Annotated in this window: 23 protein-coding genes; 12 read left to right on the top strand and 11 right to left on the bottom strand. The window is 53.2% G+C overall.

The genetic code is table 11. The annotated features are described in order from the left end of the window. Nucleotides 1-107: 107 nt before the first annotated feature. Together gcvT and lipA are read left to right on the top strand one after the other, a co-directional pair. Nucleotides 108-1,223 carry a glycine cleavage system aminomethyltransferase GcvT gene (gcvT, locus tag JYB63_RS12835; RefSeq protein ID WP_205658242.1) on the top strand — a complete coding sequence of 372 codons (1,116 nt, stop codon included), beginning with the start codon at nt 108-110 and terminating at the stop codon, nt 1,221-1,223. A 165-nt stretch (nt 1,224-1,388) separates the two neighbouring features. Continuing rightward, a complete protein-coding gene (gene lipA, locus JYB63_RS12830) occupies nt 1,389-2,393 on the top strand; it encodes a lipoyl synthase (protein ID WP_205658241.1) in 1,005 nt (334 codons plus the stop codon). 81 nt (nt 2,394-2,474) lie between these two features. Here lipA and alr read toward each other — a convergent pair whose 3' ends face one another. The 3 genes from alr to JYB63_RS12815 all read right to left on the bottom strand — a co-directional run bounded on the left by alr (nt 2,475) and on the right by JYB63_RS12815 (nt 5,496). After that, nucleotides 2,475-3,560, bottom strand: coding sequence for an alanine racemase (gene alr, locus JYB63_RS12825; protein WP_205658240.1), 1,086 nt, complete (start codon nt 3,558-3,560; stop codon nt 2,475-2,477). Between the two features lie 147 nt (nt 3,561-3,707). Continuing rightward, entirely contained in the window at nt 3,708-4,094 is a 387-nt protein-coding gene (locus tag JYB63_RS12820; protein WP_205658239.1) for a RidA family protein, read from the bottom strand. A 142-nt stretch (nt 4,095-4,236) separates the two neighbouring features. Continuing rightward, a complete protein-coding gene (locus JYB63_RS12815) occupies nt 4,237-5,496 on the bottom strand; it encodes a D-amino acid dehydrogenase (RefSeq protein ID WP_205658238.1) in 1,260 nt (419 codons plus the stop codon). A 300-nt stretch (nt 5,497-5,796) separates the two neighbouring features. Here JYB63_RS12815 and JYB63_RS12810 point away from each other — a divergent pair, with 300 nt between their 5' ends. Next, on the top strand, nt 5,797-6,300 hold the full coding sequence (locus tag JYB63_RS12810; protein WP_205658237.1) for an Lrp/AsnC ligand binding domain-containing protein: 504 nt from the start codon (nt 5,797-5,799) through the stop codon (nt 6,298-6,300). Nucleotides 6,301-6,320: 20 nt separating this feature from the next. After that, complete coding sequence (dsdA, locus tag JYB63_RS12805) at nt 6,321-7,634, top strand: D-serine ammonia-lyase (protein WP_205658236.1); 1,314 nt, start codon at nt 6,321-6,323, stop codon at nt 7,632-7,634. A 47-nt stretch (nt 7,635-7,681) separates the two neighbouring features. Here dsdA and JYB63_RS12800 read toward each other — a convergent pair whose 3' ends face one another. Next, entirely contained in the window at nt 7,682-8,440 is a 759-nt protein-coding gene (locus JYB63_RS12800; protein WP_243431957.1) for a sulfite exporter TauE/SafE family protein, read from the bottom strand. A 216-nt stretch (nt 8,441-8,656) separates the two neighbouring features. Between JYB63_RS12800 and aptA the strand changes: the two genes are divergently transcribed. After that, complete coding sequence (aptA, locus tag JYB63_RS12795; protein WP_205658235.1) at nt 8,657-9,973, top strand: omega-aminotransferase AptA; 1,317 nt, start codon at nt 8,657-8,659, stop codon at nt 9,971-9,973. A 101-nt stretch (nt 9,974-10,074) separates the two neighbouring features. On the opposite strand, the gene JYB63_RS12790 is transcribed toward aptA, so the two are convergent. Next, the gene (locus tag JYB63_RS12790; protein WP_205658234.1) at nt 10,075-10,647 is read right to left on the bottom strand and encodes a helix-turn-helix domain-containing protein; all 573 of its coding nucleotides are present in this window, start codon (nt 10,645-10,647) and stop codon (nt 10,075-10,077) included. 245 nt (nt 10,648-10,892) lie between these two features. On the opposite strand from JYB63_RS12790, the gene JYB63_RS12785 reads away from it, so the two are divergent. Then, nucleotides 10,893-12,950, top strand: a complete 2,058-nt coding sequence (locus JYB63_RS12785) for a molybdopterin-containing oxidoreductase family protein (protein WP_205658233.1) — start codon at nt 10,893-10,895, stop codon at nt 12,948-12,950. Nucleotides 12,951-13,049: 99 nt separating this feature from the next. Here the strand turns inward: JYB63_RS12785 and JYB63_RS12780 are convergent, their stop codons facing one another. The 5 genes from JYB63_RS12780 to JYB63_RS12760 all read right to left on the bottom strand — a co-directional run bounded on the left by JYB63_RS12780 (nt 13,050) and on the right by JYB63_RS12760 (nt 17,542). Next, the gene (locus JYB63_RS12780; protein WP_205658232.1) at nt 13,050-13,631 is read right to left on the bottom strand and encodes a HupE/UreJ family protein; all 582 of its coding nucleotides are present in this window, start codon (nt 13,629-13,631) and stop codon (nt 13,050-13,052) included. Nucleotides 13,632-14,007: 376 nt separating this feature from the next. Continuing rightward, nucleotides 14,008-14,451: a BLUF domain-containing protein gene (locus tag JYB63_RS12775; RefSeq protein ID WP_205658231.1), complete on the bottom strand. Its 444-nt coding sequence runs from the start codon at nt 14,449-14,451 to the stop codon at nt 14,008-14,010. Between the two features lie 144 nt (nt 14,452-14,595). Continuing rightward, complete coding sequence (locus JYB63_RS12770; protein WP_205658230.1) at nt 14,596-15,414, bottom strand: ABC transporter permease subunit; 819 nt, start codon at nt 15,412-15,414, stop codon at nt 14,596-14,598. Then, on the bottom strand, nt 15,414-16,325 hold the full coding sequence (locus JYB63_RS12765; RefSeq protein WP_205658396.1) for an ABC transporter permease subunit: 912 nt from the start codon (nt 16,323-16,325) through the stop codon (nt 15,414-15,416). The genes JYB63_RS12770 and JYB63_RS12765 overlap by 1 nt, the downstream gene beginning before the upstream one ends. Before the next feature lie 47 nt (nt 16,326-16,372). Then, nucleotides 16,373-17,542, bottom strand: a complete 1,170-nt coding sequence (locus JYB63_RS12760; protein WP_205658229.1) for an ABC transporter ATP-binding protein — start codon at nt 17,540-17,542, stop codon at nt 16,373-16,375. A 458-nt stretch (nt 17,543-18,000) separates the two neighbouring features. On the opposite strand from JYB63_RS12760, the gene JYB63_RS12755 reads away from it, so the two are divergent. From JYB63_RS12755 to JYB63_RS23660, 6 genes are all read left to right on the top strand, one after another. Continuing rightward, on the top strand, nt 18,001-18,711 hold the full coding sequence (locus JYB63_RS12755) for a GntR family transcriptional regulator (RefSeq protein WP_205658228.1): 711 nt from the start codon (nt 18,001-18,003) through the stop codon (nt 18,709-18,711). A 246-nt stretch (nt 18,712-18,957) separates the two neighbouring features. Further along, complete coding sequence (locus tag JYB63_RS12750; protein WP_205658227.1) at nt 18,958-20,328, top strand: aspartate aminotransferase family protein; 1,371 nt, start codon at nt 18,958-18,960, stop codon at nt 20,326-20,328. Nucleotides 20,329-20,362: 34 nt separating this feature from the next. Continuing rightward, complete coding sequence (locus JYB63_RS12745) at nt 20,363-21,166, top strand: response regulator transcription factor (protein WP_205658226.1); 804 nt, start codon at nt 20,363-20,365, stop codon at nt 21,164-21,166. Nucleotides 21,167-21,281: 115 nt separating this feature from the next. Then, nucleotides 21,282-21,902 carry a LysE family translocator gene (locus JYB63_RS12740; protein ID WP_205658225.1) on the top strand — a complete coding sequence of 207 codons (621 nt, stop codon included), beginning with the start codon at nt 21,282-21,284 and terminating at the stop codon, nt 21,900-21,902. A gap of 3 nt (nt 21,903-21,905) precedes the next feature. Then, nucleotides 21,906-22,829, top strand: a complete 924-nt coding sequence (locus JYB63_RS12735; RefSeq protein ID WP_205658224.1) for a LysO family transporter — start codon at nt 21,906-21,908, stop codon at nt 22,827-22,829. Nucleotides 22,830-22,975: 146 nt separating this feature from the next. Further along, the gene (locus JYB63_RS23660; RefSeq protein ID WP_205658223.1) at nt 22,976-23,866 is read left to right on the top strand and encodes a response regulator transcription factor; all 891 of its coding nucleotides are present in this window, start codon (nt 22,976-22,978) and stop codon (nt 23,864-23,866) included. Between the two features lie 22 nt (nt 23,867-23,888). On the opposite strand, the gene JYB63_RS12725 is transcribed toward JYB63_RS23660, so the two are convergent. Beyond that, entirely contained in the window at nt 23,889-25,217 is a 1,329-nt protein-coding gene (locus JYB63_RS12725; RefSeq protein ID WP_205658222.1) for a DEAD/DEAH box helicase, read from the bottom strand. Nucleotides 25,218-25,277: the final 60 nt, after the last annotated feature.

Here is a 25,277-nt window from a genome sequence, read left to right as displayed (position 1 = left end):
ATTTCCCATAAATCTGAATAAGCCGCGGTCGGTTTACTGACTGACCGCAGTATTTGTACAACCGCAATGGCCTGCCACTGGCTGCCATGCATCTATCGGAGATAGCAATGTCTGAACTGCACAAAACAGCTTTGTATGACCTGCACCTGGAACTGGGCGCGAAAATGGTACCTTTCGCGGGTTATGATATGCCTGTTCAGTACCCATTAGGCGTGAAGAAAGAACACCTGCACTGCCGTGATAACGCCGGTCTGTTTGATGTTTCTCACATGGGTCAGGTAAAGCTGGTTGGTGAAAATGCTGCAGCGGTACTGGAAAAGCTGGTACCTGTAGACATTATTGATCTGCCGGTTGGCAAGCAGCGTTACGCGCTGTTCACCAACGAAGAAGGCGGCATCATGGACGACCTGATGGTTGCTAACTACGGTGATCACCTGTACCTGGTTGTAAACGCTGCCTGCAAAGAGCAGGACATCGCTCACCTGCAGGCTAACCTGTCTGACGGTGTAACCCTGGAAGTAATGGAAAACCGCTCTCTGGTCGCTCTGCAGGGCCTGAAGGCTGCTGAAGCACTGGGTCGCATCTGCCCTGAAGTACACGACCTGGTATTCATGGATTCCCGTGCACTGACCATTGACGGCGTTGACTGCCTGATCAGCCGCTCCGGTTACACCGGCGAAGACGGCTACGAAATCTCTATCCCAAGCGATCAGGCTGAAGCACTGGTTCGCCGTATTCTGGCTGAACCTGAAGTTGAGCCAATCGGCCTGGGTGCCCGTGACTCTCTGCGTCTGGAATCAGGCCTGTGCCTGTATGGCCACGACCTGGACCAGACCACTACTCCTGTTGAAGGCAGCCTGCTGTGGGCTATCAGCAAGTGCCGCCGTGCAGACGGTGAGCGTGCTGGCGGCTTCCCTGGCGCTGACATCATCTTCGAACAGATCGCAACCAAGAACATCAGCCGCAAGCGCGTTGGCATGATTGCTCAGGGTAAAGCACCAATCCGTGAAGGCGCTGAAATCACCGACGCGGAAGGTAACAAGATCGGCGTAGTAACCAGCGGTTCTTTCGGACCGACTCTGGGTGTTCCAATTACTATGGGTTATGTCGCAACTGCGCACGCAGCCCTGGGCACTGAAGTATATGCTAACGTCCGCGGTAAAGCTTTGCCTATGGTGGTGTCCAAAGCGCCATTCATCGAACAACGCTACTATCGCGGTTAACAGTCTCACCGGGGTCACACTCGGTGAGATTATGCACTTCCGAAGCAAATGCCTTAGTCTCTAGGGCATATTTTTAGAGCCTCGTGAGCGAGCTTGCCTCTCAGCTACGCCTGCAATACCCTGGCTCTCTTTTTTTCTTGTTTTAACTTTGCATAGGTAACCGCTATGGAGCTTATCCCTGTTCAGGAATTGCCGGCACTTAAAGATTTAAAAGGCGAATCCAAGATGGCCCGTTTGAAGATCAAACCGGACCCGAGCCGTGAGCGCCTGCGAAAACCGAAATGGATCCGCATCGATGCGCAATCCAATGCCAACGTAAAAAAAGTAAAGAAGCAGCTTCGTGACCTGAAACTGCATACCGTGTGTGAAGAAGCCTCCTGCCCTAACCTGGCTGAATGTTTCAGCCACAAAACCGCCACACTGATGATCATGGGTGCTATCTGCACCCGTCGCTGCCCGTTCTGTGACGTGGCTCACGGCAAGCCTATGCTGCTTGACCCTGAAGAGCCAAGAAACGTTGCTGAAACCATCAACAAGCTGGGCTTACGCTACGTCGTAATCACCTCTGTTGACCGGGACGATCTGCGTGACGGCGGTTCCGGCCATTTTGCCGAATGTGTTAAGGAAGCAAGAGCGCTGAACCCTAATCTCAAAGTTGAACTGCTGGTACCGGACTTCCGTGGCCGCATGGCAGTGGCACTGGATAACCTCAGTGAACACGCGCCGGACGTTCTTAATCACAACCTGGAAACCGTACCGCGTCTGTATAAGCAGGTACGCCCGGGAGCTGATTACCAGTGGTCATTAGATTTGCTGAAACAGTTCAAAGATCGCCATCCACAGGTGGATACCAAGTCTGGCCTGATGGTCGGCCTGGGTGAAACCAAGGAAGAAATTCTTCAAGTGATGCGTGACCTGCGCAGCCATAACGTAGACATGATCACTATTGGTCAGTACCTTCAGCCAACCAAGCACCACCTGGCTGTAGAACGTTATGTTACACCGGAAGAATTCAAGGAATATGAAGTACTGGGCTATGAGCTTGGCTTCAAGAGTGTCGCCAGCGGCCCAATGGTCCGTTCTTCTTACCATGCAGATATGCAGGCTAAAAACGTGGACGACACCACCCCTCTGAATGACGCCGCACTGGCACTGGCTAAAGAAGCCTGATCAGCTGAGACACCGTACCAAACAGTACAAACAAAAAAAGGAGCCACCGGCTCCTTTTTTATTATCTGTCATTTCTGCAGATTACTTGTTCACATACTCTTTGTGTACCCGGCGGGTAATGCCGGTAAACAGAGTATATGGAATCGTACCGGCATAACCAGCGATTTCAGACGCTTTCAGGTTCTTACCCCAGAATTCCACTTCGGTACCAACATCTGCACCTTCAATACCGGTCAGATCAATTGCCAGCATATCCATGGATACCCGGCCGATAATGCGTGAACGCTGACCGTTTACCAGAACCGGCGTGCCGGTACCCGCATAACGGGGATAACCGTCCGCATAACCCAGCGCCACAGTACCCACTCGGGCAACACCTTCTTCCGGCGTCCAGGTGCCGCTGTAACCAACGGTTTCACCCGGCTGCACATCACGTACAGCAATCACTTCAGAGGTCAGTGTCATTGCCGGAATCAGCTTGTCAGCATTTTCCTGCGCCTGTTCAAACGGTGTCGCACCGTACAGCATCAGGCCCGGGCGTAACCAGTCACGGCGGGCATCGCCCCACTCCAGAATACCGGCAGAGTTAGCAATACTGTTTGGCGCATCAATGCCCTGAGTGTGGGCATCAAAGATTTCCATTTGCTTAATGGTCATGCTGTCATTCGGATCATCGGCACTGGCGAAGTGGCTCATCAGAATCACATCGGACACATTATCCAGTGCAGTCAAACGCTGGTACGCCAACTGATAATCTTCCGGAGCGACACCCAGACGGTGCATGCCGGAATCCATTTTCAGCCAGACTTTAACAGGCTTGCTCAGCTTGGCTTCGGCCAGTACATCAATCTGCTGCAGGCTGTGGATAGCTGTCCACATACCGTTGTCACTGATGTATTCCAGTTCACTGGCTTCAAAAAAACCTTCCAGCAGCAGAACCGGCTTGCTGATACCGGCTTCCACCAGCTCAACACCTTCTTCAATACAGGCAACACCGAAAGCATCCGCTTCGCTTTCCAGTGCTTTAGCCACTTCAACAGCACCATGGCCATAAGCATTGGCTTTAATAATCGCCGCAGCATTGCTGCTTGGGCTCAGGGAACGGGCCAGACGAAAGTTATGCCGGATGGCATCCAGGTCTACACGAATTTTGGCAGCACGACTCATATGTTCTTATTACCTTAAATCAGCCAGACTCCGGCATTGTCATCGGGAGTCTGAAATAAAAAAACCGGCCTGAAACAATCCCGGCCGGTTTATTGCGTGTTTACCGGTCAGACACTGCATCAGCGCCTGACGTAAACGACTGCGAAATTAACCAACCACCATGATGGCTTCAACTTCGATGTCCACATCCTTAGGCAGTGCTTTAACCGCGTAAGCAGCACGTGCAGGGTATGGCTCAGAGAAGTAACGGGCCATTACTTCATTAACCTGTGCAAAGTTAGCCAGGTCGCTCAGCAGGATAGTCACTTTAACGATATCATTCATAGAGCCACCTGCTTCTTCTGCGATGGCCTTCATGTTTTCAAACACCTGAACAGCCTGCGCTTCGAACGCCATGTCTTCAACCTGCATAGTTTCAGGGTTCAGAGGAATCTGACCGGAAATGTATACAGTGTTATCAACTTTAACTGCCTGAGAATACGTACCGATGGCAGAAGGCGCTTTTTCAGTCGCGATAATTGTTTTTGTAGGCATTTTACTGCTCCTTAAAAAATATAAATTACTGACCTGACAGATACCGTCAGGCCGGCACAGAACCTATGAGAAGCTGGATTATAGCGGCTAAAAACCGCAGCGCACAGGGAATAATCTGCCCCTGTGCGACCGGTTAATCCGCTTATTTGTGACCGTAACGGGCCACAGACATACCTTCCGGATCGATATCCGTTTGCTTACCGCAGATAACATCGGCAACAAACTTGCCGGAACCCAGAGACATCGTCCAGCCCAGGGTACCGTGACCGGTATTCAGGTACAGGTTAGGGTAACGGGTGCCACCCAGAATTGGTGTGCCGTCCGGTGTCATCGGACGCAGGCCGGTCCAGAACTCAGCCTTAGCCACATCACCACCGCCCGGGAACAGATCCGACACCGTATGCTCAACATTACGGCGACGCTTTTCCATCAGATCGGTATTGTAAGAGGTAATTTCAGCAGTACCGCCAACCCGGATGCGGTCTTCAAAACGGGTTACAGCAACTTTGTAGGTTTCATCCATAATGGTGGAAACCGGTGCTTTAGTTTCATCAATGATTGGCAGTGTCAGAGAATAACCCTTGATCGGGTAAACCGGCACAACCACACCGACATTCGCCAGATGCAGGGTTGAGTAGCTGCCCATACACATCAGATAACGGTCAGCAGTCAGCGTGCCTTTACTGGTTTTAACACCCACGATCTGGGTGTCATCGCTCAGCAGACCTTCAATATCCGTGTCGAACATGAATTTAACGCCCAGCTTCTTACACTCTTCCGCCAGAGCGTTGGTGAATTTGAAGCAATCGCCGGTTTCATCACCCGGTAAACGCAAGCCACCGACAATCTTTTCTTTCACCTGACCCAGTGCCGGTTCACGGCTGACACAGCCATCGCTGTCCAGTACTTCGTAATCAACACCGCACTCTTCCAGCACTGCAATATCTTTTGCCGCCGCATCCACCTGCTTCTGGGTACGGAACAGTTGCAGAGTACCGCCGGTACGCTGCTCATAATCAATATCCATTTCCGCACGCAGATCACGGAAACAGTCACGGCTGTACTCAGCCAGACGCATCATGCGGGCCTTGTTAACGTGATAGGAACTCTGATTACAGTTTGCCAACATTTTGGTCATCCACTTAAGGGTGTTGGCATTTACTTTAGGGTTGATCATCAGTGGAGCAAGGTCCTGCATCATCCACTTGATCGCTTTCAATGGCACACCCGGTGCAGCCCAGGGAGCAGAATAGCCCGGAGAAATCTGACCGGCATTACCAAAGCTGGTTTCCATAGCCGGTGCACCCTGACGGTCAACAACAGTAACTTCGTGACCTTCTTTGGCTAAATACCACGCGCTGGTGACGCCAATGACGCCACTGCCCAAAATAACAATCTGCATTGCACTACCTTTTACTATTTTTATAATTAACTGGAGCCTGCAGAGGGGCAAACAGATACAGGCAACTAACTTTCAGGAACCTTTATGAATCAAAGGAATCCACCTGAAAGATCGGTTAAACTATCTGTCAGGGCTATACTTAACAGCCGCTGCACCCCACCCGAGCCTCTCGACTTCCAAAGCAAAAAATTTGCTAACAAACTTTTCAGCTAGTATATTGCAGCTTTCGTAGTTTATTATTTTGTAATACGTAAATTTTCAGGTTTATAACCCTTCAGGATTCAAAAAGTAGAAAATCTTATGGCTCTGACTAAAAACCATCTCAAACGCAAGCTGGATAAAATTGACCTGAATATCCTTAACACCCTGCAAAAAAATGGCCGGATCAGCTATGTAGATCTGGCAGATACAGTGGGTCTGAGTACCACTCCCTGCATGGAACGGGTGAAGCGTTTAGAGAAAGACGGTCTGATCCAGGGCTATTACGCCCGCATTGATCCTCAGGCAATGGGGTTCGGTATGCTGGTATTTGTTGAGATATCCCTTTCTTACCAGTCGCCGGATGCCTTCCAGAAATTTAATCAGGCCGTTGCCACCCTTCCTTATGTACAGGAATGCCATCTGGTATCCGGTGATGCCGACTTCCTGATCAAGGCACGCATTGCCGACATGTCTGAATACCGGGCGCTGCTGGGTGAAATGCTGCTGACGCTTCCTGGCGTGAAAAACTCCAAGAGCTACATCGTCATGGAAGAAGTGAAAGAAACCCTGTCTCTGCCGATCAGCCCGAGCCACCCGCGCTAACCTGTAAAAGAAGACACACAATGCACCCGTCCGCTGATACTGCCGGCCAGATTCGCCTGGGCAGTCCTTTTTTGTGGGTAAACCCGCACCGCCAGGCCAGCTTTGATGCCGGCCTGCCACTCACTATTGATGACATCCGCAATGCCGATAACCGGCTGCGCCGTTTTGCCCCGTTACTGACGCAACTGTTCCCGGAACTTCAGGAAGCCGGTGGCCTTATCGAATCCGGTTTACTTCCGGTCCCGACCTTGCAAGCAAACGTATTCCCTGCACTGACCGGCCAGCTGTTTATTAAAGGCGACCACGCCCTGCCAGTCGCCGGTTCGGTAAAAGCCCGCGGTGGTATTTATGAAGTACTGTGCCACAGTGAAAACCTGGCGCTGGAACATGGCATTCTGACAGACACTGACGACGATTATCTGAAGCTTCTATCAGAACCGGCTAAAACCCTGTTCAGCCAATACGAAGTTGCCGTCAGCAGCACCGGCAATCTGGGGCTGAGTATCGGCATCATCAGTGCCGCACTGGGCTTTAAAGCCACCGTACATATGTCGGTTGAAGCCAAAGAATGGAAGAAAACCCGCCTGCGTAAACGCGGTGTTAAAGTGGTCGAACACAAAGATGACTACAGCGCAGCAGTTGCCGCCGGCCGGGCTGAATCCGATGCTGATCCGAACAGCTACTTTGTCGATGACGAAAACTCTCAGCAACTGTTCACCGGTTACGCCGTTGCCGCCCTGCGTTTACAGCAACAGCTTAAGGATGCTGACATCAGCGTCGACGCTGAACATCCGCTATTTGTTTACCTGCCCTGCGGTGTCGGCGGCGCTCCGGGCGGTATCGCCTACGGCCTTCGCCTGATACTCGGCCCCCATGTTCACTGCTTCTTTGCCGAGCCAGTTGAAGCCCCCTGCGTACTGGTGGGCATGCAGGCGCCGGAAAACACAGAAATCGAAAGCGTCTATGACTTCGGTCTGAAAGTTGCCACCGAAGCCGACGGACTGGCAGTGAGCAAAGCCTCCCCCTGGGTATGCGAAATGATGCGTACCCTGCTGGATGGCGTATTCACCGTTGAAGATGACCGGCTGTTCAAATTCCTCTATCAGTTGCAACAGCACGAAGGCATTTCAATCGAACCTTCTGCGGCGGCAGGCTTCACCGGCCCGGACATGCTGACCAACACAGCAGCAGGACAGGCTTATCTGAACAATATGCAACTGAGCGAAAAACTTGATAACAGTACTCATCTGCTGTGGACCACCGGCGGCTTATTTGTACCGCAGGAAGAGATGGATAAATTCAGCGCCAAAGGCAAACAACTGCTCGGCACCTGAATATATAATCTAACGGCCATTCAGTCTGCTCTGAATGGCCGTTCCCCTCAAATCAGGATATACAGTCCCAGTAAAAACAGCGCGATAAACAGCGCCTTTTTAAACGCCTCTGCCGACAGCCTTCGACGAATCTTTTGGCCCAGAAACATCCCGGCCATTGCCGGCAACAGCCCGGCCACAGACATCACTCCATTCTCAACCGTCAGCATGCCATTACCCTGCAGGGAAATCGCCAGCCCCAGGGAAGACAGGCTGAACAGCATACCCATCGCCTGCATTAACTCATCACGGGATAAATTCAGTGCTTGCAGGTACATCACCCCTGGCACAGTAAAGGAGCCGGTCATGCCGGTCAGTACACCATTAATGCTTCCCACCAGTATCGCCAGTGGTGAATGCCAACCGGCAGAGAGCCGGTTTATATCGAGTCGCATCCCCGCCAGCCCGGTAATGCCGTACAGAATCAATAACACTCCCAGCAAGCGGGTGAGATAAGTAAAGTCCACATACAGTAACGCCTGCCCACCCAGCCATATCATCAGTGTGGCCGGTAACATAAAGTAACAGACACGGCGCCAGACCCTTGCAGTCTGCCCCGCTTCACCGTCACCCCGACTCAGGGCCTGCCAGACATTCGTCACAAAAGAAGGTACCAGCAGCAACGCCATTGCCGTCGGTAAATCCGACACCAGCAGCAACAGAGCCAGACTGACTGTTGGCAAGCCAAGCCCTACAACACCTTTAACCGTGCCGGCGAACATAAACACCAGCAAAACCGTCAGTAACATCTGTGGCTCAGCTAACATTAACTTTATTCCTTATTCGCATTACTGACGTCACATAACCCCTTTTCGACCGCACACATACTAACTCAGCTACCCTTGCAGCAACATCCCCGGACAATTCATCATAGCCCCGGATTACAGACACGCTTCAATCACTCACTAAGGGGATACATCACCGGCACCGCTGGCCCGATAATAAGCAGCATATTATGACCACTAAAATAAAAAGGTTGCCGTATGACTGCTATCAACATGGATGCCTTCTGGATGCCCTTTACGGCAAACAAAGACTTCAAACAACAGCCCCGCCTGCTGGACCGGGCTGAAGGTAATTACTACTTCAATGAACAACAGCAACCCATTCTGGATGCAACGGCTGGCCTGTGGTGCGTAAACGCTGGCCACGGCCGCCATCAGATTGCTGATGCCGTCAACCGTCAGCTACGAAGCCTGGATTACGCTTCACCGTTCAACTTTGGCCACAGCATCGGATTTGAATTTGCCAACCGCCTAGTGCAGTACACCCCGGACCCGCTTAACAAGGTATTCTTCACTAACTCCGGATCTGAAGCGGTAGAATCTGCACTGAAAATTGCCCTGCAATATCAGCAATCCAGAGGCAAGAGCGGCAAGTTCAAGCTCATTGGCCGGGAAATGGCCTATCACGGGGTCAACTTCGGTGGTATTTCTGTGGGTGGTCTTACACCTAACCGTACCGGCTTCGGTCCGTTACTGGAAACAGACCATTTACCCCACACACTGGATATAGAGAAAAACGCCTTCAGCCGTGGCTTACCTGCAGAGGATCTGAGCAAGGCAGATGCACTGGAAGCCCTGATTAACTTCCATAACGCCGACACCATTGCGGCGGTTATTATCGAACCGATAAGCGGCGCTGGCGGTGTCATCATGCCGCCGGAAGGCTATCTGCAGCGCATCCGCGACATCTGTACAAAACATGACATTTTGCTGATTTTTGATGAGGTCATCACCGGCTGGGGCCGGCTGGGCTCGCCTTTCGCCGCCACCGAATTCGGCGTCACCCCGGACATGATTACCTCCGCCAAGGGCATTACCAACGGCGTTATGCCGCTGGGCGCTGTATTCGTCAGTGATCATATCCATGACCAGATCGTCGATAACGCCACGCCCGGCGGCATCGAGTTCTATCACGGTTATACCTATTCAGCTCACCCGGTTGCCTGCGCTGCCGGCCTGGCCACTCTGGATATCTATGATGAAGAACAGCTGCTCACCCGCGCCAGAGGTGCGATTGGCGATTACTTTGCTGATGCCCTGCACAGCCTGAAAGACGCACCAAAAGTAATAGACATCCGCAACTACGGTTTAGTGGGAGCGGTACAGTTTGATGCCAGCGTCGCCGCCAACGGTCCAATCGGTCTGGACTTTCAGAAGAACTGCTTTAAACGGGGCGTCATGGTCAGAACCATGGGCAACATTGTCGCCTTCTCTCCGCCACTAACTATCGAACCGGAGCAGATTGACCAGTTAGTGAAAGTATTGCGGGAAACCGCAGAAGAAATGTTTGCCTGAACAGGCACAAAGAAAACGGGGTGAGAGCCACCCGCTCCCGGACATTCCGGGGCTTCACGGGCTGCGGGGCGATCCCCTGCCAGCCCGTTTTTTTATCCGGACTAAGACATTCCCGGCTGGTGCAGCTTAGCCGGTAAAGGCACATTGACCACACACAGCTCACACTCTGAAGTTCCGGTATTTCTGAAGCGGTGCGGCCGGCTGCTGTCAAAACAGAAACCGTCACCGGCCTGCAATTCGTACACCTGAAAACCCACCGTCAGCTCAATACTGCCCTGAACAACCACCCCGGTTTTCTCACCGCTACTCTGCAGCATTTCAGAACCACTGTCAGCCCCCGGGGCAAACCGTTCACGGGTAAAATCAGCCAGGCGCTGCATCACTCCGGCACCTACCAGCTTCCGGCTCCACTGCGTATTCCCCACCTCCGGCATTTTATCCGCGGGAAACACCGCCAGATCCGGCTGGATATTAGCCAGATCCAGTGTAAAGAAATCACCGATAGAAATCGGAATGCCGCTCAGCACCTTCTTCAGCGAACTCACGGACGGACTGACACCGTTTTTTTCGATCATCGAAATCGTGCTGTTAGTCACGCCAACCCGCTTGGCCAGTTCCCGCTGGGAAATTCCCTTCAACTTACGAATTGCTTTTAACCGTTCACCAACATCCACAGCCTTTCCCCGGTAACTACCTGTTTAACAGGATATTACCGGAGTGTAGCTCAGACTAACACCGCTACAGCTCCGGAGAATTATGACATTTGCGTATGAACCGAAGCGGCCAGCTAGACCGCCACTTTCAGCCATTAAAGGTGGGTCCTTTTTTTACTGACTAAGTGGGCCTTATAGGGTATCCAATTTCCACGTACAGTTACTCATACAATACTCGGCATAAAACAATAAAGATGGATCGCCAAATGACCAGTCCTACACAGAGCAATACACCTCAAATACAGGAAAAACTCAGCGTTTGTCCGCTGGACTGCCCGGATACCTGCAGCCTGAAAGTCACCGTTACCGACAACGAAATCACCAAAATCCGCGGCTCGCAGGTCAACCCGCTCACCGAAGGCAGCATCTGCACCAAGGTTGCCCGCTATTACCCTGACTTTGTACACGGCCCCCGCCGGCTGCGACACCCGCTGTTGCGTACCGGACCAAGAGGCAGTGGCCAGTACCGTCAAATCAGTTGGGATGAAGCACTGGACCGGGTTCATAAAGGACTGAGTCAGGCAATTGAAACCCATGGCAGCGCCAGCGTGCTGCCATTTAACTATGCAGGCCCCCACGGCCAACTGTCCGGCGGCTCGATGGACGTACGCTTCTTTAAAAAACTGGGGGGCACACAGCTGAACCGTGGCCCGCTTTGCGGCGGCGTACGGTCTCTGTCTTACCGCTCACTTTACGGCAACAGTAGCCCGGGAATACCCCCGCAACAGGCGGAGTTTGCCGATCTGATACTGATCTGGGGATGTAACGTCAGCGTCGCTAACCTGCACTTCATGCGCACCATTAAGCGGGCCAGACAACGCGGTGCCAAGTTGGTTGTCATTGACCCGCACCGCACACAGGTTGCCCGGCAGGCAGACCTCTATCTGCAGGTCACGCCGGGCAGCGATGTCAGCCTCGCACTCTACCTCACCGCCCGGCTTGCTGCTGCCGGAAAAATTGATACCGACAACCTGACAGAACTGACAACCGGTCTCGATGCTTATCTGGAAAATGCCGCCGGCTATCTGGCCACCGATCTGGAAAATATCTGCGGGATATCACCGGATGCTGCAGAACAGCTGGTGACTCTGCTGACGGCTGCCGAAAGCATCACCGTCAACGTAGGGGTTGGACTGGAACGGACCCGCAATGGTGGCGCAGCATGCCGGGCGGCCTACAGCTTCCCGCTGCTGTTTGGCACACTGGGCAAAGCAGGTAACGGTGTAATCGGCAGCTATGGTTCGCTGTTTCCAGGCAGCTCTCAGTTAACAGACGTCACCGAAGACAACGCAGCCACACAGCGGGAATTCAACATCATCGAAGTGTCTGATCACTTGCTGGATACCGGCAGCGACACCCCGGTAAAAGCGGTATTCATCTATAACCATAATCCGGTCGCCACCCACCCTGACCAGCACAAAATGATCAGCGCACTGAAAAATGAAGACCTGTTCATCGCCGGTTGTGATGTGGAAATGAATGACAGCATGCAATACGCCGATGTCATTCTGCCTGCCGCAACTCACTTTGAGCATCATGATGCTTACTCTGCTTACGGTCACGGTTATCTGCAGCGGGCAGAACCGGTGATCCCGCCGGTGGGTGAAGCCCTGCCCAACACGGAAATTTTCCGCCGGTTAGCAGCAAAATTTGGTTTCACCGACCCGGAGTTCCGCACCAGCGACGACAACCTGCTTGATCAGGCATTCAGACTGACGGAAGAAAAGCACGGCATCAACAGCGTGCGGCAGCTGCCAACAGATCAGGCAATGTCTATGCAGAATGCGGATTTCCGCTGGCTGAGTAACCGGACACTGACAACGCCGAGTAGCAAAGCAGAGCTCTACTCTGCAGCGCTGGAAGACAGCTATCAGGCGGGGCTGCCGGAGTACAAATCCATCCGCGGCAACGGGGCTTACCAACTGCTGTCACCCGCCTCGGATAAACGTACTAACGCTACCTTCGGCGGCAATACAGCCTCTGACGGCCTGCAGACTCTGGAACTGAACCCGGCGGATGCCGAACAGCTGAACATCACAGACGGTGACGGCCTGATCATCAGTAATCATCTGGGAGAGGTGCAAGTGCAGGCTAAGCTGACCGATGCCGTCGCAAAAGGCGTAGTTCTCGTTGATAAAGGCGCCTGGTGCCATACCAGCCCTACCGGCCTGACGGTGAACGCGCTGATCAGCAACCACAGCCGAACGGATATCGGCGACGGTGCAGCCTACTACGATACCTTTGTGGATATTCGGAAAGTCTGACTTTGATACTCAACTGAGCCTGAGCATTAACTGAAGGCGAAAAAAAGCGGGGCTTAATGCCCCGCTTTGCGAAATGATTCATCTGCAATAAACGGCGGTTTACACAGCAACCAGATAGAAGCCAATACCGGCGATACCCGCACCAATATAGCGCAATAGCTGAACCCCATGAGGTACAAACCGGGAGGAACCACCCACTAAAACGCCTGCAATGTGAATACCTGCGGTACCCAGGACGAATCCAAGTGCGTACAGCTCAGCCTGTGCCAGCTGAGGCATCTCGGTACCATGTGCATGACCATGGAACAGTGCGAAGAAGCCAACAAACACCATCGCCAGCCCCTGAGGCATCTTCTTTGCAGCAGCAAGCGCAACACCCAGAGCCAGTACAGACGCAGCGATACCTAATTCAACAGAAATAAACGGAACGCCCTGCATTCCTAATATCCCGCCAATCAGCATAACCACTACAAAAGTGGCAGGCACCGTCCAGATAGCACGGCCTCCAATCTGCGCACTTAAAATGCCAACACTGATCATCGCCAGTAAATGATCAAAACCGAGTACCGGATGACTCAGGCCTGAAATGAAGCCATTAACCTGGGTTGCCTGATGGGCTAGAACGATGTTTGGCAAGAACAACCCGAGTAATGACAGATAAAGATAATGCACTTTTTTCATACAATTTCCATTTAATGTCCAGTGAAAAACCAGGTGAACTAATACAATACAAACCGTCTGAATGGTTCCGGAAACACCTGGGGCGGCTAATATGTAATCAACTGATTAAAAAGGCAAGTTTGCGATACTAAATCGGAGTCAGAAGCCTGAAATAAAGCATGTTTAACGATGCAAAAGCCCACAACTAAAGCTGAATGGATGTTGGTGACTGTATGGCGCAACAGGATACGGTTTTGCGATTAAAAAGTTGAACAGCTGAGCTTTGTAAAAACTGAGCTTTGTAAAATATGCCTTATGCGGTCCGGGAGTTTATCCGCAGATTCCTTCAACCTGCGGACTATCATCGTTTTATCAGCCATATAAAACGTATCATGCACTACAAATCCAGAAACGCATCCTTCATTGCATGAAACTCCACCAGAAGCTGATGGGCTAACTGACCGTTAGGCCGGCCGACACTGAGTAAACGACGAATACGGTTATCCAGCTGAGCATAATCGTCGCGGGTACGGTTTCCGAGAATCCGGCACCCCATGCGCCAGTTGCCAAATTCACGGTCCTTCAAATCATCGTTGGTATAAATGATATCCATCGAATGATGCCGTTCATCCGCCCGGATATCTGCAATGATCTGATCAATGGACGCCACCGGCCCTTCCAGAACCTGCATAAAAACCGGCTTATCAAATAACAACAGACCAGTCAGGCCCATATCTTTATTTTTCTTGCGTGACTGCATCAGTAAGCCGCGCAAATCCTCTTCCTGAAAATCCAGCAACTCATGACTGATATAAGCAAACTGCTTTAAACGCTCTGACACCCGGTTACTCCTTTTCTGTTCGGCAATTCAGTGTGGCACAAAAACAGCTTTATTTCTAAATACTTAACTGAACCGCACAACGGATATAAAAACGCCGGCACATCGCTGTGCCGGCGTTATTTAATTGCTATATCCAAACCGGTTTTAATCGATCCGGTTCAGCATGCGGTTCTGGCGGCGCATTTGCCAAATGGCACCGATCACACCGATCGCCACAATGCCGATCATGATGGTGGCCAGCGCGTTCACTTCCGGCGTCACCCCTAAACGCACCTTGGAGAAGATCACCATTGGCAGGGTACTGTTACCCGGGCCGGAGACGAAGCTGGCGATGACCAGATCATCCAGCGACAGAGTAAACGACAGCAGCCAGCCGGAAATGATCGCCGGGGAGATCAGCGGCAGGGTCACCAGGAAGAACAGGCTGAAGGGCTTGGCGCCCAGGTCCATTGCCGCTTCTTCCAGCGACTCGTCCATGGCGGATAAGCGTGACTGCACGATCACCGCCACATAAGCCAGACAGAAGGTACTGTGGGCAATGATGATGGTTCCGATGCCCCGGCCTGACGGCCAGCCAAAGGCCCCTTCCATCGCCACGAACAGCAGCAACAGGGACAGACCGGTAATTACTTCCGGCATTACCAGTGGCGCGGTGATCCACCCGGAGAGAATCAGTTTGCCCGGGAAGCGCCCCATCCGTGACAGCACGAAACCCGCCAGAGTGCCCAGCACCACCGCAATGGTGGCACTGAAGAAGGCGACTTTCAGACTCAGCCAGGCAGCGGTCATGATCTGTTCATTGCTGAACAGCGCGGTGTACCATTTCAGGGACCAGCCGCCCCACACGGTCACCAGCTTGGATTTGTTGAAGCTGTAGACGATCAGCGCAATGATCGGCGCGTACAGGAAGATAAAGCCCAGTGTCGCGCTGGTGTTCAGGAACAGCGATTTACGTTGTTGCATCAGGCAAGCTCCTTCCCGGAATTAGTGTTTCTAATCAGCATGATCGGCAATACCAGCACGATCAGCATCACAGTGGCTACGGCTGACGCCATCGGCCAGTCACGGTTGAGGAAGAACTCGTCCCACAGCACTTTACCTATCATCAGGGTGTCGGAGCCGCCCAGCAGGGCCGGGATCACGTACTCACCCACCGCCGGTATGAATACCAGTAAGCAGCCGGCAATGATGCCTGGTATCGCCTGCGGCAGGGTAATGAGGAAGAAGTTCTGCAGTGGACGGCCACCCAGATCTTCTGCCGCTTCCAGCAGGGTCAGGTCCATTTTTTCCAGCGTGGTGTACAACGGCAGCACCATGAACGGCAGGTAGGTGTAAACGATGCCGATGTAGACCGCAAAGTCGGTCTGCAACATGGTCAGTGGCTGATCCACCAGGCCGAAGGTCATCAGGAATTCGTTGATCAGACCGTTCTTTTTCAGGAAGCCCATCCAGGCGTATACCCGCAGCAGGAAGGAGGTCCAGAACGGCAGAATCACCAGCGACAGCAGTAAAATCCGGGTGGTGGATTTGCTGCGGGCTATCAGGTACGCCATCGGGAACGCAACCAGCAGCGTAAAAAAGGTGGACACCGCCGCAATGCGGATCGAGCTTAAATACGCTTCCAGATAGAAGGCGTCTTCAAACAGGTACAGGTAGTTACCCAGGTTCAGCTTCAGGGTGGCGAAGGACTCTTCCGGGTCCCACTCCAGCAGGGAGCTGTACGGCGGGATCGAGATGGTCGGTTCCGCCAGGGAAATTTTGAACACCACCAGAAACGGTACAAAGAAGAAAATAGCCAGCCACAGGCTCGGCAGGGAGATCACCGTCCAGCGGCCGATGCTCAGGTGGCGTAATGCATAAATCAGGCGCCCCATACCTGATGCCGGCTTCTGGCCGGGAATATTCAGGGAAACCGGGGCGTTCATGAGGTCAGTACCACGCTGCTGTCAGCATTCCAGGACAGATAAACCTGATCTTCCCAGGTAAAACGTTCGCCCATATTCCGGGAGAAGTTAGGCTGGGTAACCCGCACTTCTTTGCCACTCGGCAGGCGAATGCGGAATACGGACATGCTGCCCATGTAAGCGATTTCTTCGATGGTGCCGACAATGCAGTTAACGTCCTGATCCGGCTTACGGCGGCTGACCTTGATCTTCTCCGGGCGCAGGGCCACAAAGACTTTCTGGTTCGGCGCACAGCTGATGCCGTGGTCCACGTACAGCTCACCGCCGGCTTCTTTGGAGTGAATCCGCACACTGTCCGGCTCATCTTCAATGACCTTGCCTTCGAACATGTTCACCGAACCGATGAACTCTGCCACGAAGCGGCTGTTCGGATATTCGTACACGTCGTGAGGTTCAGCGGTCTGCACGATCTTACCCTGATCCATGACGCCGATGCGGGTCGACAGGGTCATGGCCTCTTCCTGGTCGTGGGTTACCACCACGAAGGTTACGCCGAGTTTTTCCTGAATGTTGATCAGCTCAAACTGGGTCTCTTCCCGGAGCTTTTTATCCAGTGCGCCCAGAGGCTCATCCAGCAATAACAGTTTTGGCTGTTTGATCAGGGAACGGGCCAGAGCGATCCGCTGACGCTGACCACCGGATAGCTGATGGGGCTTACGCTTGTTCAGGTGGCCCATCTGTACCAGTTCCAGCATCTGTGCCACCCGCTCGCGTACCTCGGCACGGGGCACCCCTTCACGCTTCAGACCAAAGGCCACGTTCTCTTCCACGCTCAGGTGCGGGAACAGGGCGTAAGACTGAAACATCATGTTCACCGGACGCTTCCACGGCTGAATGCCGGACATGTCCACGCCGTCGATGATGATCTTACCGGAGGTAGGTGTCTCAAAACCGGCCAGCATGCGCAACAGGGTACTCTTACCGGAACCGGAGCCGCCCAGCAGACAGAACAGTTCGTTCTTGTAGATATCCAGTGAGATGTTGTCCACGGCGGTAAAGTCACCAAACTTCTTGGTGATGTTTTCAATCCGCAGGAATGGCTGGGCGCCGTCCTGTTTCCATAAAGGGATTTCGTCCGGAGTAGATTGCGCCACAGCTGGGCTTTCAATCACCTGAGTTTCAGTCATAACCTGCCTCGGATATCAGTAGATCTGCTCTGCCCTTTTAAGGGCTGGCAAATCCGTTTGTTATTATTCACCCGGTACGGTGCCGGGATATACATAATTGCTACTACCCGCCGTAAGCATTTGTTACTGGAGCCTGTAAAACATTTGGAAAAACTCACAGGCTCTTCTGATAGTAACAAATTGATCCGGCGGATCTATAAAGGAATCAGACACTGGCAACGGTTTCGGAACCGCTTCCCCTTCAGCCTTCAAAGCAAAATCACCCTTTGCTCACTGTTCCTTAAATTACCCCGTTGCCCGTTACCGGTGCTATACCCCTCAGTGGGTAGCGGGTAAAAGTTGTATTTCAATACACAGTTCTAACAGATTACATTCAGAAAAATCAATTTTGTGATCACATTTTTATATTTTTTGTGATCACAATATACTTTCCCGGTTTCCGCGATTAACATACGATCATGGATAAACACTCGCCTGTCACACTCAGCCCCCGTCTCAGAGACGAAAATCAGACCGTTACCCAGTGGGTCTACCAGAGCCTGCGGCGTGCCGTGATGGACGGTGATTTCCTGCCCGGCCGGCAACTGACCATCCGTGCCCTTGCCCAGATGCTGGATGTCAGCCCGATGCCGGTCCGCGAAGCACTGCGCCAGTTAGCGGCAGAAAACGCCCTGACTATTCTGGGCAACCGCCGGGTAATGGTGCCACAAATGACGGCCATGAAGTTTACCGAGCTGTGCGAAGCCCGCATTGCCATTGAATGCCATGCTGCGGCCCGCGCCCTGCCCTACATCGACAGCGCACAGTTGCAGGCCCTGCGCCAGCAGGATGCTGCCATTAACACGGCTCAGGACAGCGGCAACCTTGCGCAGATCAACCACCATAATCAGGAATTCCATCGCCTGATGTACAGCGCGAACCCTCATCAGGTAAGCCTGCCACTGATTGAAAGTCTGTGGCTGCAGCTGGGGCCGTTTATGCGTCTGGCCAGCAACAGTATCAGCGAACACTACCTGGTTGACCGTCACAGTGAAGCCATGCAGGCAATTGAGCGTAAAGACGCCGTCGCACTGCAACTGGCCATTGCTGCAGATATCCGGGATGGCGTCGCCTTCGCCAATAACCCCCAGCAACTACAAAGCTTTATCGACCACTCAAACGGCCAGTAGCTTTCATTCATTTTTTCTTGCCGCCCTGGCAAAAAATCTCTCCATGAACAGCACAGCAGGCGCATTCATTCGCCTGAAATTTCCAGCTCTTTCAGCATTAGCAATAAAAAATGCATAAATATTCATTTGACATTTAAATTTTGTGATCACAAAATAATTTCAGTGTTTAAGAACAATCCTTCGGGATATACCTAACAGAATAAACCTGCGCCGGTGTCACACACCTGCCGAAACAGGAGAGCAAAGATGTCACAGCAAGCCAACAGTCAGGACATTCAAACCGCTGACCGGGAACATCACATCCATCCGTTCAGCAACACCGGCGCACTGAATAAACAGGGCGCCCGGGTCATTGAAAAAGCCGAAGGGGTATATCTCTGGGACAGTGAAGGTAACAAAATCATCGACGGTATGGCCGGTCTGTGGTGCGTCAATCTGGGCTATGGCCGCCAGGAACTGGTAAACGCTGCTGCTACTCAGATGCAACAACTGCCCTATTACAACACCTTCTTTAAAACCACCCATGCCCCGGCCGCCAAACTGGCAAAGGCTATCGCAGAGGTGACCCCGGGTGATCTGAACCACATCTTCTTTGCCGGCTCGGGTTCCGAAGCGGTAGATACGATTATCCGTCTTGTCCGTCAGTACTGGTGCATCGAGAAGAAGCCTTACCGCAATATCATTATCAGCCGTGAAAATGCGTACCACGGCAGCACACTGGCCGGTGCCAGCCTGGGCGGCATGGGCGGCATGCATAAACAGGGTGCACCGGGTGTACCGGGCATCGAACATATCCGCCAGCCATACTGGTACGGTGAAGCCGGTGATATGAGCGAAGAGGAATTCGGTGTTGCCTGCGCACAGGCACTGGAAGACAAGATCCTTGAAGTCGGCCCGGACAACGTGGCTGCCTTTATCGGCGAACCGATTCAGGGTGCCGGCGGGGTCATTGTGCCACCGGCGAACTACTGGCAGGAAATCCAGAAAGTGTGCCGTAAGTACGACATTCTGCTGGCCGCCGATGAAGTTATCTGTGGCTTTGGCCGCACCGGCAACTGGTTCGGCAGCCAGACGCTGGATATCCAGCCGGATATCATGTCGATGGCGAAAGGCCTGTCTTCAGGCTATCTGCCAATTTCAGCAGTGGCCATCGGTGACCGGATCGCCAATGCCCTGATCAACCACGATGATGACTTCAACCACGGTTTCACCTATTCCGGCCACCCGGCAGCCGCCGCCGTCGCGCTGGAAAACATCCGCATCATGAAGGAAGAAAAAATTGTTGAACGGGTTGCCACCGATATCGGCCCGTACTTCCAGCAAAAGCTGCGTGAAACCCTGGCGGACCACCCGCTGGTCGGTCACATCGAAGGCATAGGTCTGGTCGCCGGCATTGCCCTGATGAAGGACAAAGCCACCAAAACGCCTTTCGGCGATGACATTGATATCGGCATGATCTGCCGTGATCATTGCTTTGCCAACAACCTGATCATGCGGGCGGTTGGCAGCCGGATGGTGCTGTCACCACCACTGGTGATCAGCCACGCCGAAGTGGATGAAATCTGCGAAAAAGCAAAATTATGCTTTGATAAAACCCTCGAGTCTGTCGCAGAATAACTGTACAGCTGAGCGTTTTCGGAGGTATTCATTCATGCAGGCACTTCAACACCGCAGTCAGGACCCCGGTTCTGCCCGCTTAATTGCCGGCCTGATTGATCATATCCGGTTACGCTCATTCCCCCAGGTACTCAGCGAGTACCTGGAGGCACTCTGCCAGTTCGACTCAATCCTGTGCATCACCTACAAGCAGTCATTCCGGCCGATTATTATTCACCCTCAGGACCCGGATCAGCACAGCCCGGCACTGCACCGCTATATTGAACATTCCTACATTCTTGATCCTATCTATACCGCGATTCAGCAAGGGGTTAACGAAGGCATCTGCCGTCAGGCGGAAGTGGCTCCGGAAGGTTTTGAAACCAGCGACTACTATCAGGACTGTTACAAAAACTTCGACTTCGTGGATGAGATTAACCTGCTGGTTAACCTCGGTCAGGATGTTTGTTTTGCCGTCTGCCTGGGCCGCAAATCCCGGCTAGGCACCATCACACGCAGTGAGCTTAACCGTTTGCAGGAAGCCCTGCCGGTCATCAGCGCGCTGATCCGCCAGTTCTGGCTCTCACAGGCCGGTGAATATACCAAGTTGGAAAAAGCTGAAGGCGCTATCGCCCAGGCACTGAGCAGCTTCGGTCAGGGAGTACTCACCCAGCGGGAACAGCAGATTGCCGGCCTGATTCTGCAGGGGCACTCGTCGAAGTCCATCGCCGATAATCTGAATATCAGCGCGGGTACCGTGAAGGTCCACCGTAAGAATATCCACGCCCGGCTGAAAACTTCTACCCAGTCGGAAATATTCACCCTGTTTCTGGCCCACCTGAAAGCCATCGACAGCTAAGCCAGTTTTTCTTAACAGCGGTATTCGCTTTCAGAAAAAACAACATCAATATTTGTGCTGCAACCGGGCAGCGCTTTGCTTAAAATAGCCGCCGAATCTCAACGGAATGATGCTGATGTCCATTGCCCTGCTGTCGCTGTTTATCCCAACCTTTTTCTTTGTCTCGATTACACCGGGCATGTGCATGACCCTGTCACTGACCCTGGGTATGTCCATCGGTGTGCGCCGCAGCCTGCATATGATGTGGGGCGAATTACTGGGCGTAGGTCTGGTCGCTGCCGCTGCCGCACTGGGTGTTGCCACCCTGATGCTGCAATTCCCGGAAGCCTTCCTGTTCCTCAAATATGCCGGTGGCGCCTATCTGGCGTACATTGGCTGGCAGATGTGGCAGTCCCGCGGCAAACTGGTTTTACCGGAAGACGGCTCCGCCCCCACTGAGCAAAGCCCGCTGCAGCTGGCCGGTAACGGCTTTATCACCGCCGTCGCCAATCCGAAAGGCTGGGCATTCTTTGTTACCCTGCTGCCACCCTTTCTGGACAACAGCCAGTCACTGGCCCCTCAACTGGCCAGCCTGATTGCGGTCATTCTGACACTGGAATTTATCTGCCTGCTGATTTACGCCAGTGGCGGAAAGGCCCTGCGCCACCTGCTGCTGAACAAGAACAATGTAAAAATGATGAACCGCATTGCCGGCTCACTGATGATCGGTGTCGGCATCTGGCTGGCATTCGGCTGATTTATGACCGTACTGATGACCCTCGGCCCGCTGTTGCTGGCCATGATCCTTGGCTATATTTTTCCGGTAAAGGCTCTCACGGATGCCAGAGTCAGCCGTGGCTTAACCTGGCTCACCAACATCATTCTGGCCTTTGTCGGCTTCGGCATCGGCAGCCTTGAACAGCTGGAAAGCAAACTCAGCATTGCCGGTTATAACGCCCTGTGGCTGTTCCTGCTAATTACCGGATTCAACATGGCCGCGCTGTACCTCAGTGGCCGAATGCTGGATAAAGCCCACCGCAGCCGGTCTCAGTCTGCTGCTCAAACGATTCCGTTTAACTGGCAAAACCTCAGCGGTGCCCTGCAAACCGTAGGCTGGACATTCGCCGGTGGTGTCGCCGGGTATTTATTGCAACAGCCATTACACTTTATTGATCAGATCATCATCTGGCTGCTGTATCTGTTGCTGTTTCTGGTGGGCCGTCAGTTGTATCTGGGCAACTACCGGCTGCGTAAACTGTTCCTGAATCCACAGGGGCTGATCATCGCAGCAGTTACCATTATCAGCACCCTGCTCGCAGGGCTGACCGGCGCATGGGCACTGGGACTGGAGGTGCGGGAAGGTCTGGCAGTGGTTTCCGGCTTTGGCTGGTACAGCCTCACCGGCATCCTGCTGACCGGCATGGGCTCACCGGTACTGGGCACCACCGCATTCCTGCTGGATCTGGGCCGGGAAGTAGCGGCCCTGATCCTGATACCTTTTCTAAGCCGGCTCAGCTGCCACGTCAATGTGGGTTACAGCGGTGCAACTGCACTGGATTTCACCCTGCCCCTGCTCGCCAAATGTCACGGCGCCAGTGTCATTCCCAACGCCATTGCCAGTGGCTTTATTCTCAGTCTGGCAGTGCCGGTTCTGGTACCTCTGTTGTACACACTGGGCCAGTAAGACCGATCGGCAAACAGCAACTGGTCTACACATTTTGGCTATTAGTATTTAGTGTACCGAGCCGCTAGAATGGCGGCACAGGAAAGTCCCGGTCTGGCACGACTACCGGGGCTGACAGCAGATGTAACCACAGAGTTGATTTAACCGTGGCAGAAAGTGTTTCCAAATATTACCGGGTAGCTGGCGAACCACTCATCCAGTGGCATGATGCAATCGCTGAAATCATTACCTCAGGGGTCAGTGACGGGGCCATTGATCATCTGATCGATACCCTGCGTTTACTGGTCAATGCAGACGGCAGTAGCCTGATCGTCTACCCCGACGGCCTCCAGCCATATTGCCCGTTCCGTAAGCGGGGTGACGGCAGCGACCCGCGGATTCACATCGATCAGTATCTGGACAGCGCTTATCTGCTGGACCCTTTCTATCGTCTGGCAGTGGATAATCCCGCCACTGAAGGCATCTTCCCGTTAAGCAAGGTTGCCCCATCCGGCTTTAAGCACACCGAGTTTTACCGGGTCTATTACCGGGTGGTGAATTTTGGCGATGAAATATGCCTGATCGTCCCCACGCCGGACAATGCCAGTATTCACATATCCATCAGCCGGCAGGATGACAAACCCCGCTTCAGCACTGCGCAGCGTGCCCTGCTGACCCGGCTGTTTTCCACGGTGCGGGCAATACTGCTAAAGTGGTGGTCAGCCTCCCAGCAGGAAGCACTTGATCACCAGAAGAAAGCCAGCCTGCTGAACTCAAGACTGGACAGCGCCCTGGCCAACTTTGGCAGTTCAATTCTGACCCAGCGGGAAACCCAGGTATTACAGCTGATTCTGCGTGGCTACGCGGTGAAGTTTATCGCTCAGAAGCTGGATATCAGCCCGGAAACCATCAAACACCACCGCAAGAATATTTACGCCAAGCTGGATATCAGTTCACAGGCAGAGATGTTCCACCTGTTCATTGATTCTTTACGGATGATGCGGGCAGATTCGCCTGCGGACCCGCTGGCAGAATACCTGCAGCCGGCCCGGCAATAAGCGACTGTTACAGAAGAAGCGCTTAACGCTTCTTCTTCAGAGGAGCCAGCCCGTCATCGGATACCAGCGCCGGTTTCGCCTGGCGGCGGTTACGCTGATCCTGCTTAGGCTTGGCTTTAGGTTTTGGCTTAGCGGCAACCGTTGCTTTACCCGGTGTTTTCTTCTTCGCCGGCTTAGCCGGTTTAATGCCTTTGAACTTAGCTTCCAGCCCTTCCACCACTGCACGCTGTAAATGACGCTGCAGGAAACGCTCAATCCGCTTAAACGAATCCCAGTCTTTCGGTCCGACAAAAGAAACGGCTTCACCTTTGGCGCCGGCACGGCCGGTCCGGCCAATCCGGTGGACGTACTCTTCCGCCTGTTTTGGCATATCGAAGTTAATCACCAGCGACACCTGCAACAGGTCCAGACCACGGGAAGCAACATCCGTGGTTACCAGCACCTGCTGATGGCCACGACTGAAACCGTCCATAATCCGGTTACGCTCCGCCTGGCTCATCTCACCGCTAAGGGCTGCACAGCTGATATTTTCTTTCTGTAACAGCGCCGACAGCCGCTCGGTATCGGTCCGGGTAGCCGTAAAGATGATCGCCTGCTGATACTCACGGTTGGTCAGCAAGTTCTGCAGCAGCGCCTCTTTATGATCCAGGTGATCACAAAGAATCACTTCCTGAGTAATGTCTTTATGCTCAGCATTCGCCGCTCCGATCGCGACCCGCTTCGGCGACTTAAGAAGCTGATCCGCCATGCTGTCCACTTCCGCATGGTCCAGCGTGGCAGAGAACATCAATGTCTGACGTAAACGGTGATCGGCGGCCTGGTTAATCAGGGTCAGCTGTTCAGCAAAGCCCAGATCCAGCATCCGGTCTGCTTCATCCATTATCAGCAGCTCCAACCCATTGAGCTGCAGGCTGCGCTCTTCCAGATGGTTGGCCAGACGCCCCGGTGTTGCCACCACCACATGAGGGTCTTTACGTAAGGCCTTGGCCTGATCGTTAAAGTTTTCGCCACCGAGCAGCAAAGCAATCTTGGTCTGACCGCCGCTGGTCAGCGCCCGCAGTTGAGTGAACACCTGCTTTGCCAGCTCCCGGGTAGGCGCCAGAATCACCGCACGGGGATCACGCTTGCTCAGGGCACGGGTTTTCACCAGCCGGTGCATCATTGGCAGCAGAAATGCCAGAGTTTTGCCTGAGCCGGTTTTCGAAGAGGCAATCAGATCATGGCCGGCCAGTGCCAGCGGTATAGACTGCGCCTGAATCTCTGTGGGCGTGGTAATCGCCTGATGTTCAAGATTCTGCAGCAGTCGGTGATCCAGTCCCAGATCCGGAAAATTATCGGTTTGCTCAGACAAGTTATAACTCCGCTCAGTAAAAAGACGTACCGGGCATCAGCGCCCGGTAGTATAAGTATA

This window comes from Aliamphritea spongicola, from assembly GCF_017051665.1.
Taxonomy (GTDB): Bacteria; Pseudomonadota; Gammaproteobacteria; order Pseudomonadales; family Balneatricaceae; genus Amphritea; species Amphritea spongicola.
This window is presented reverse-complemented; position numbering and strand designations above follow the sequence as displayed.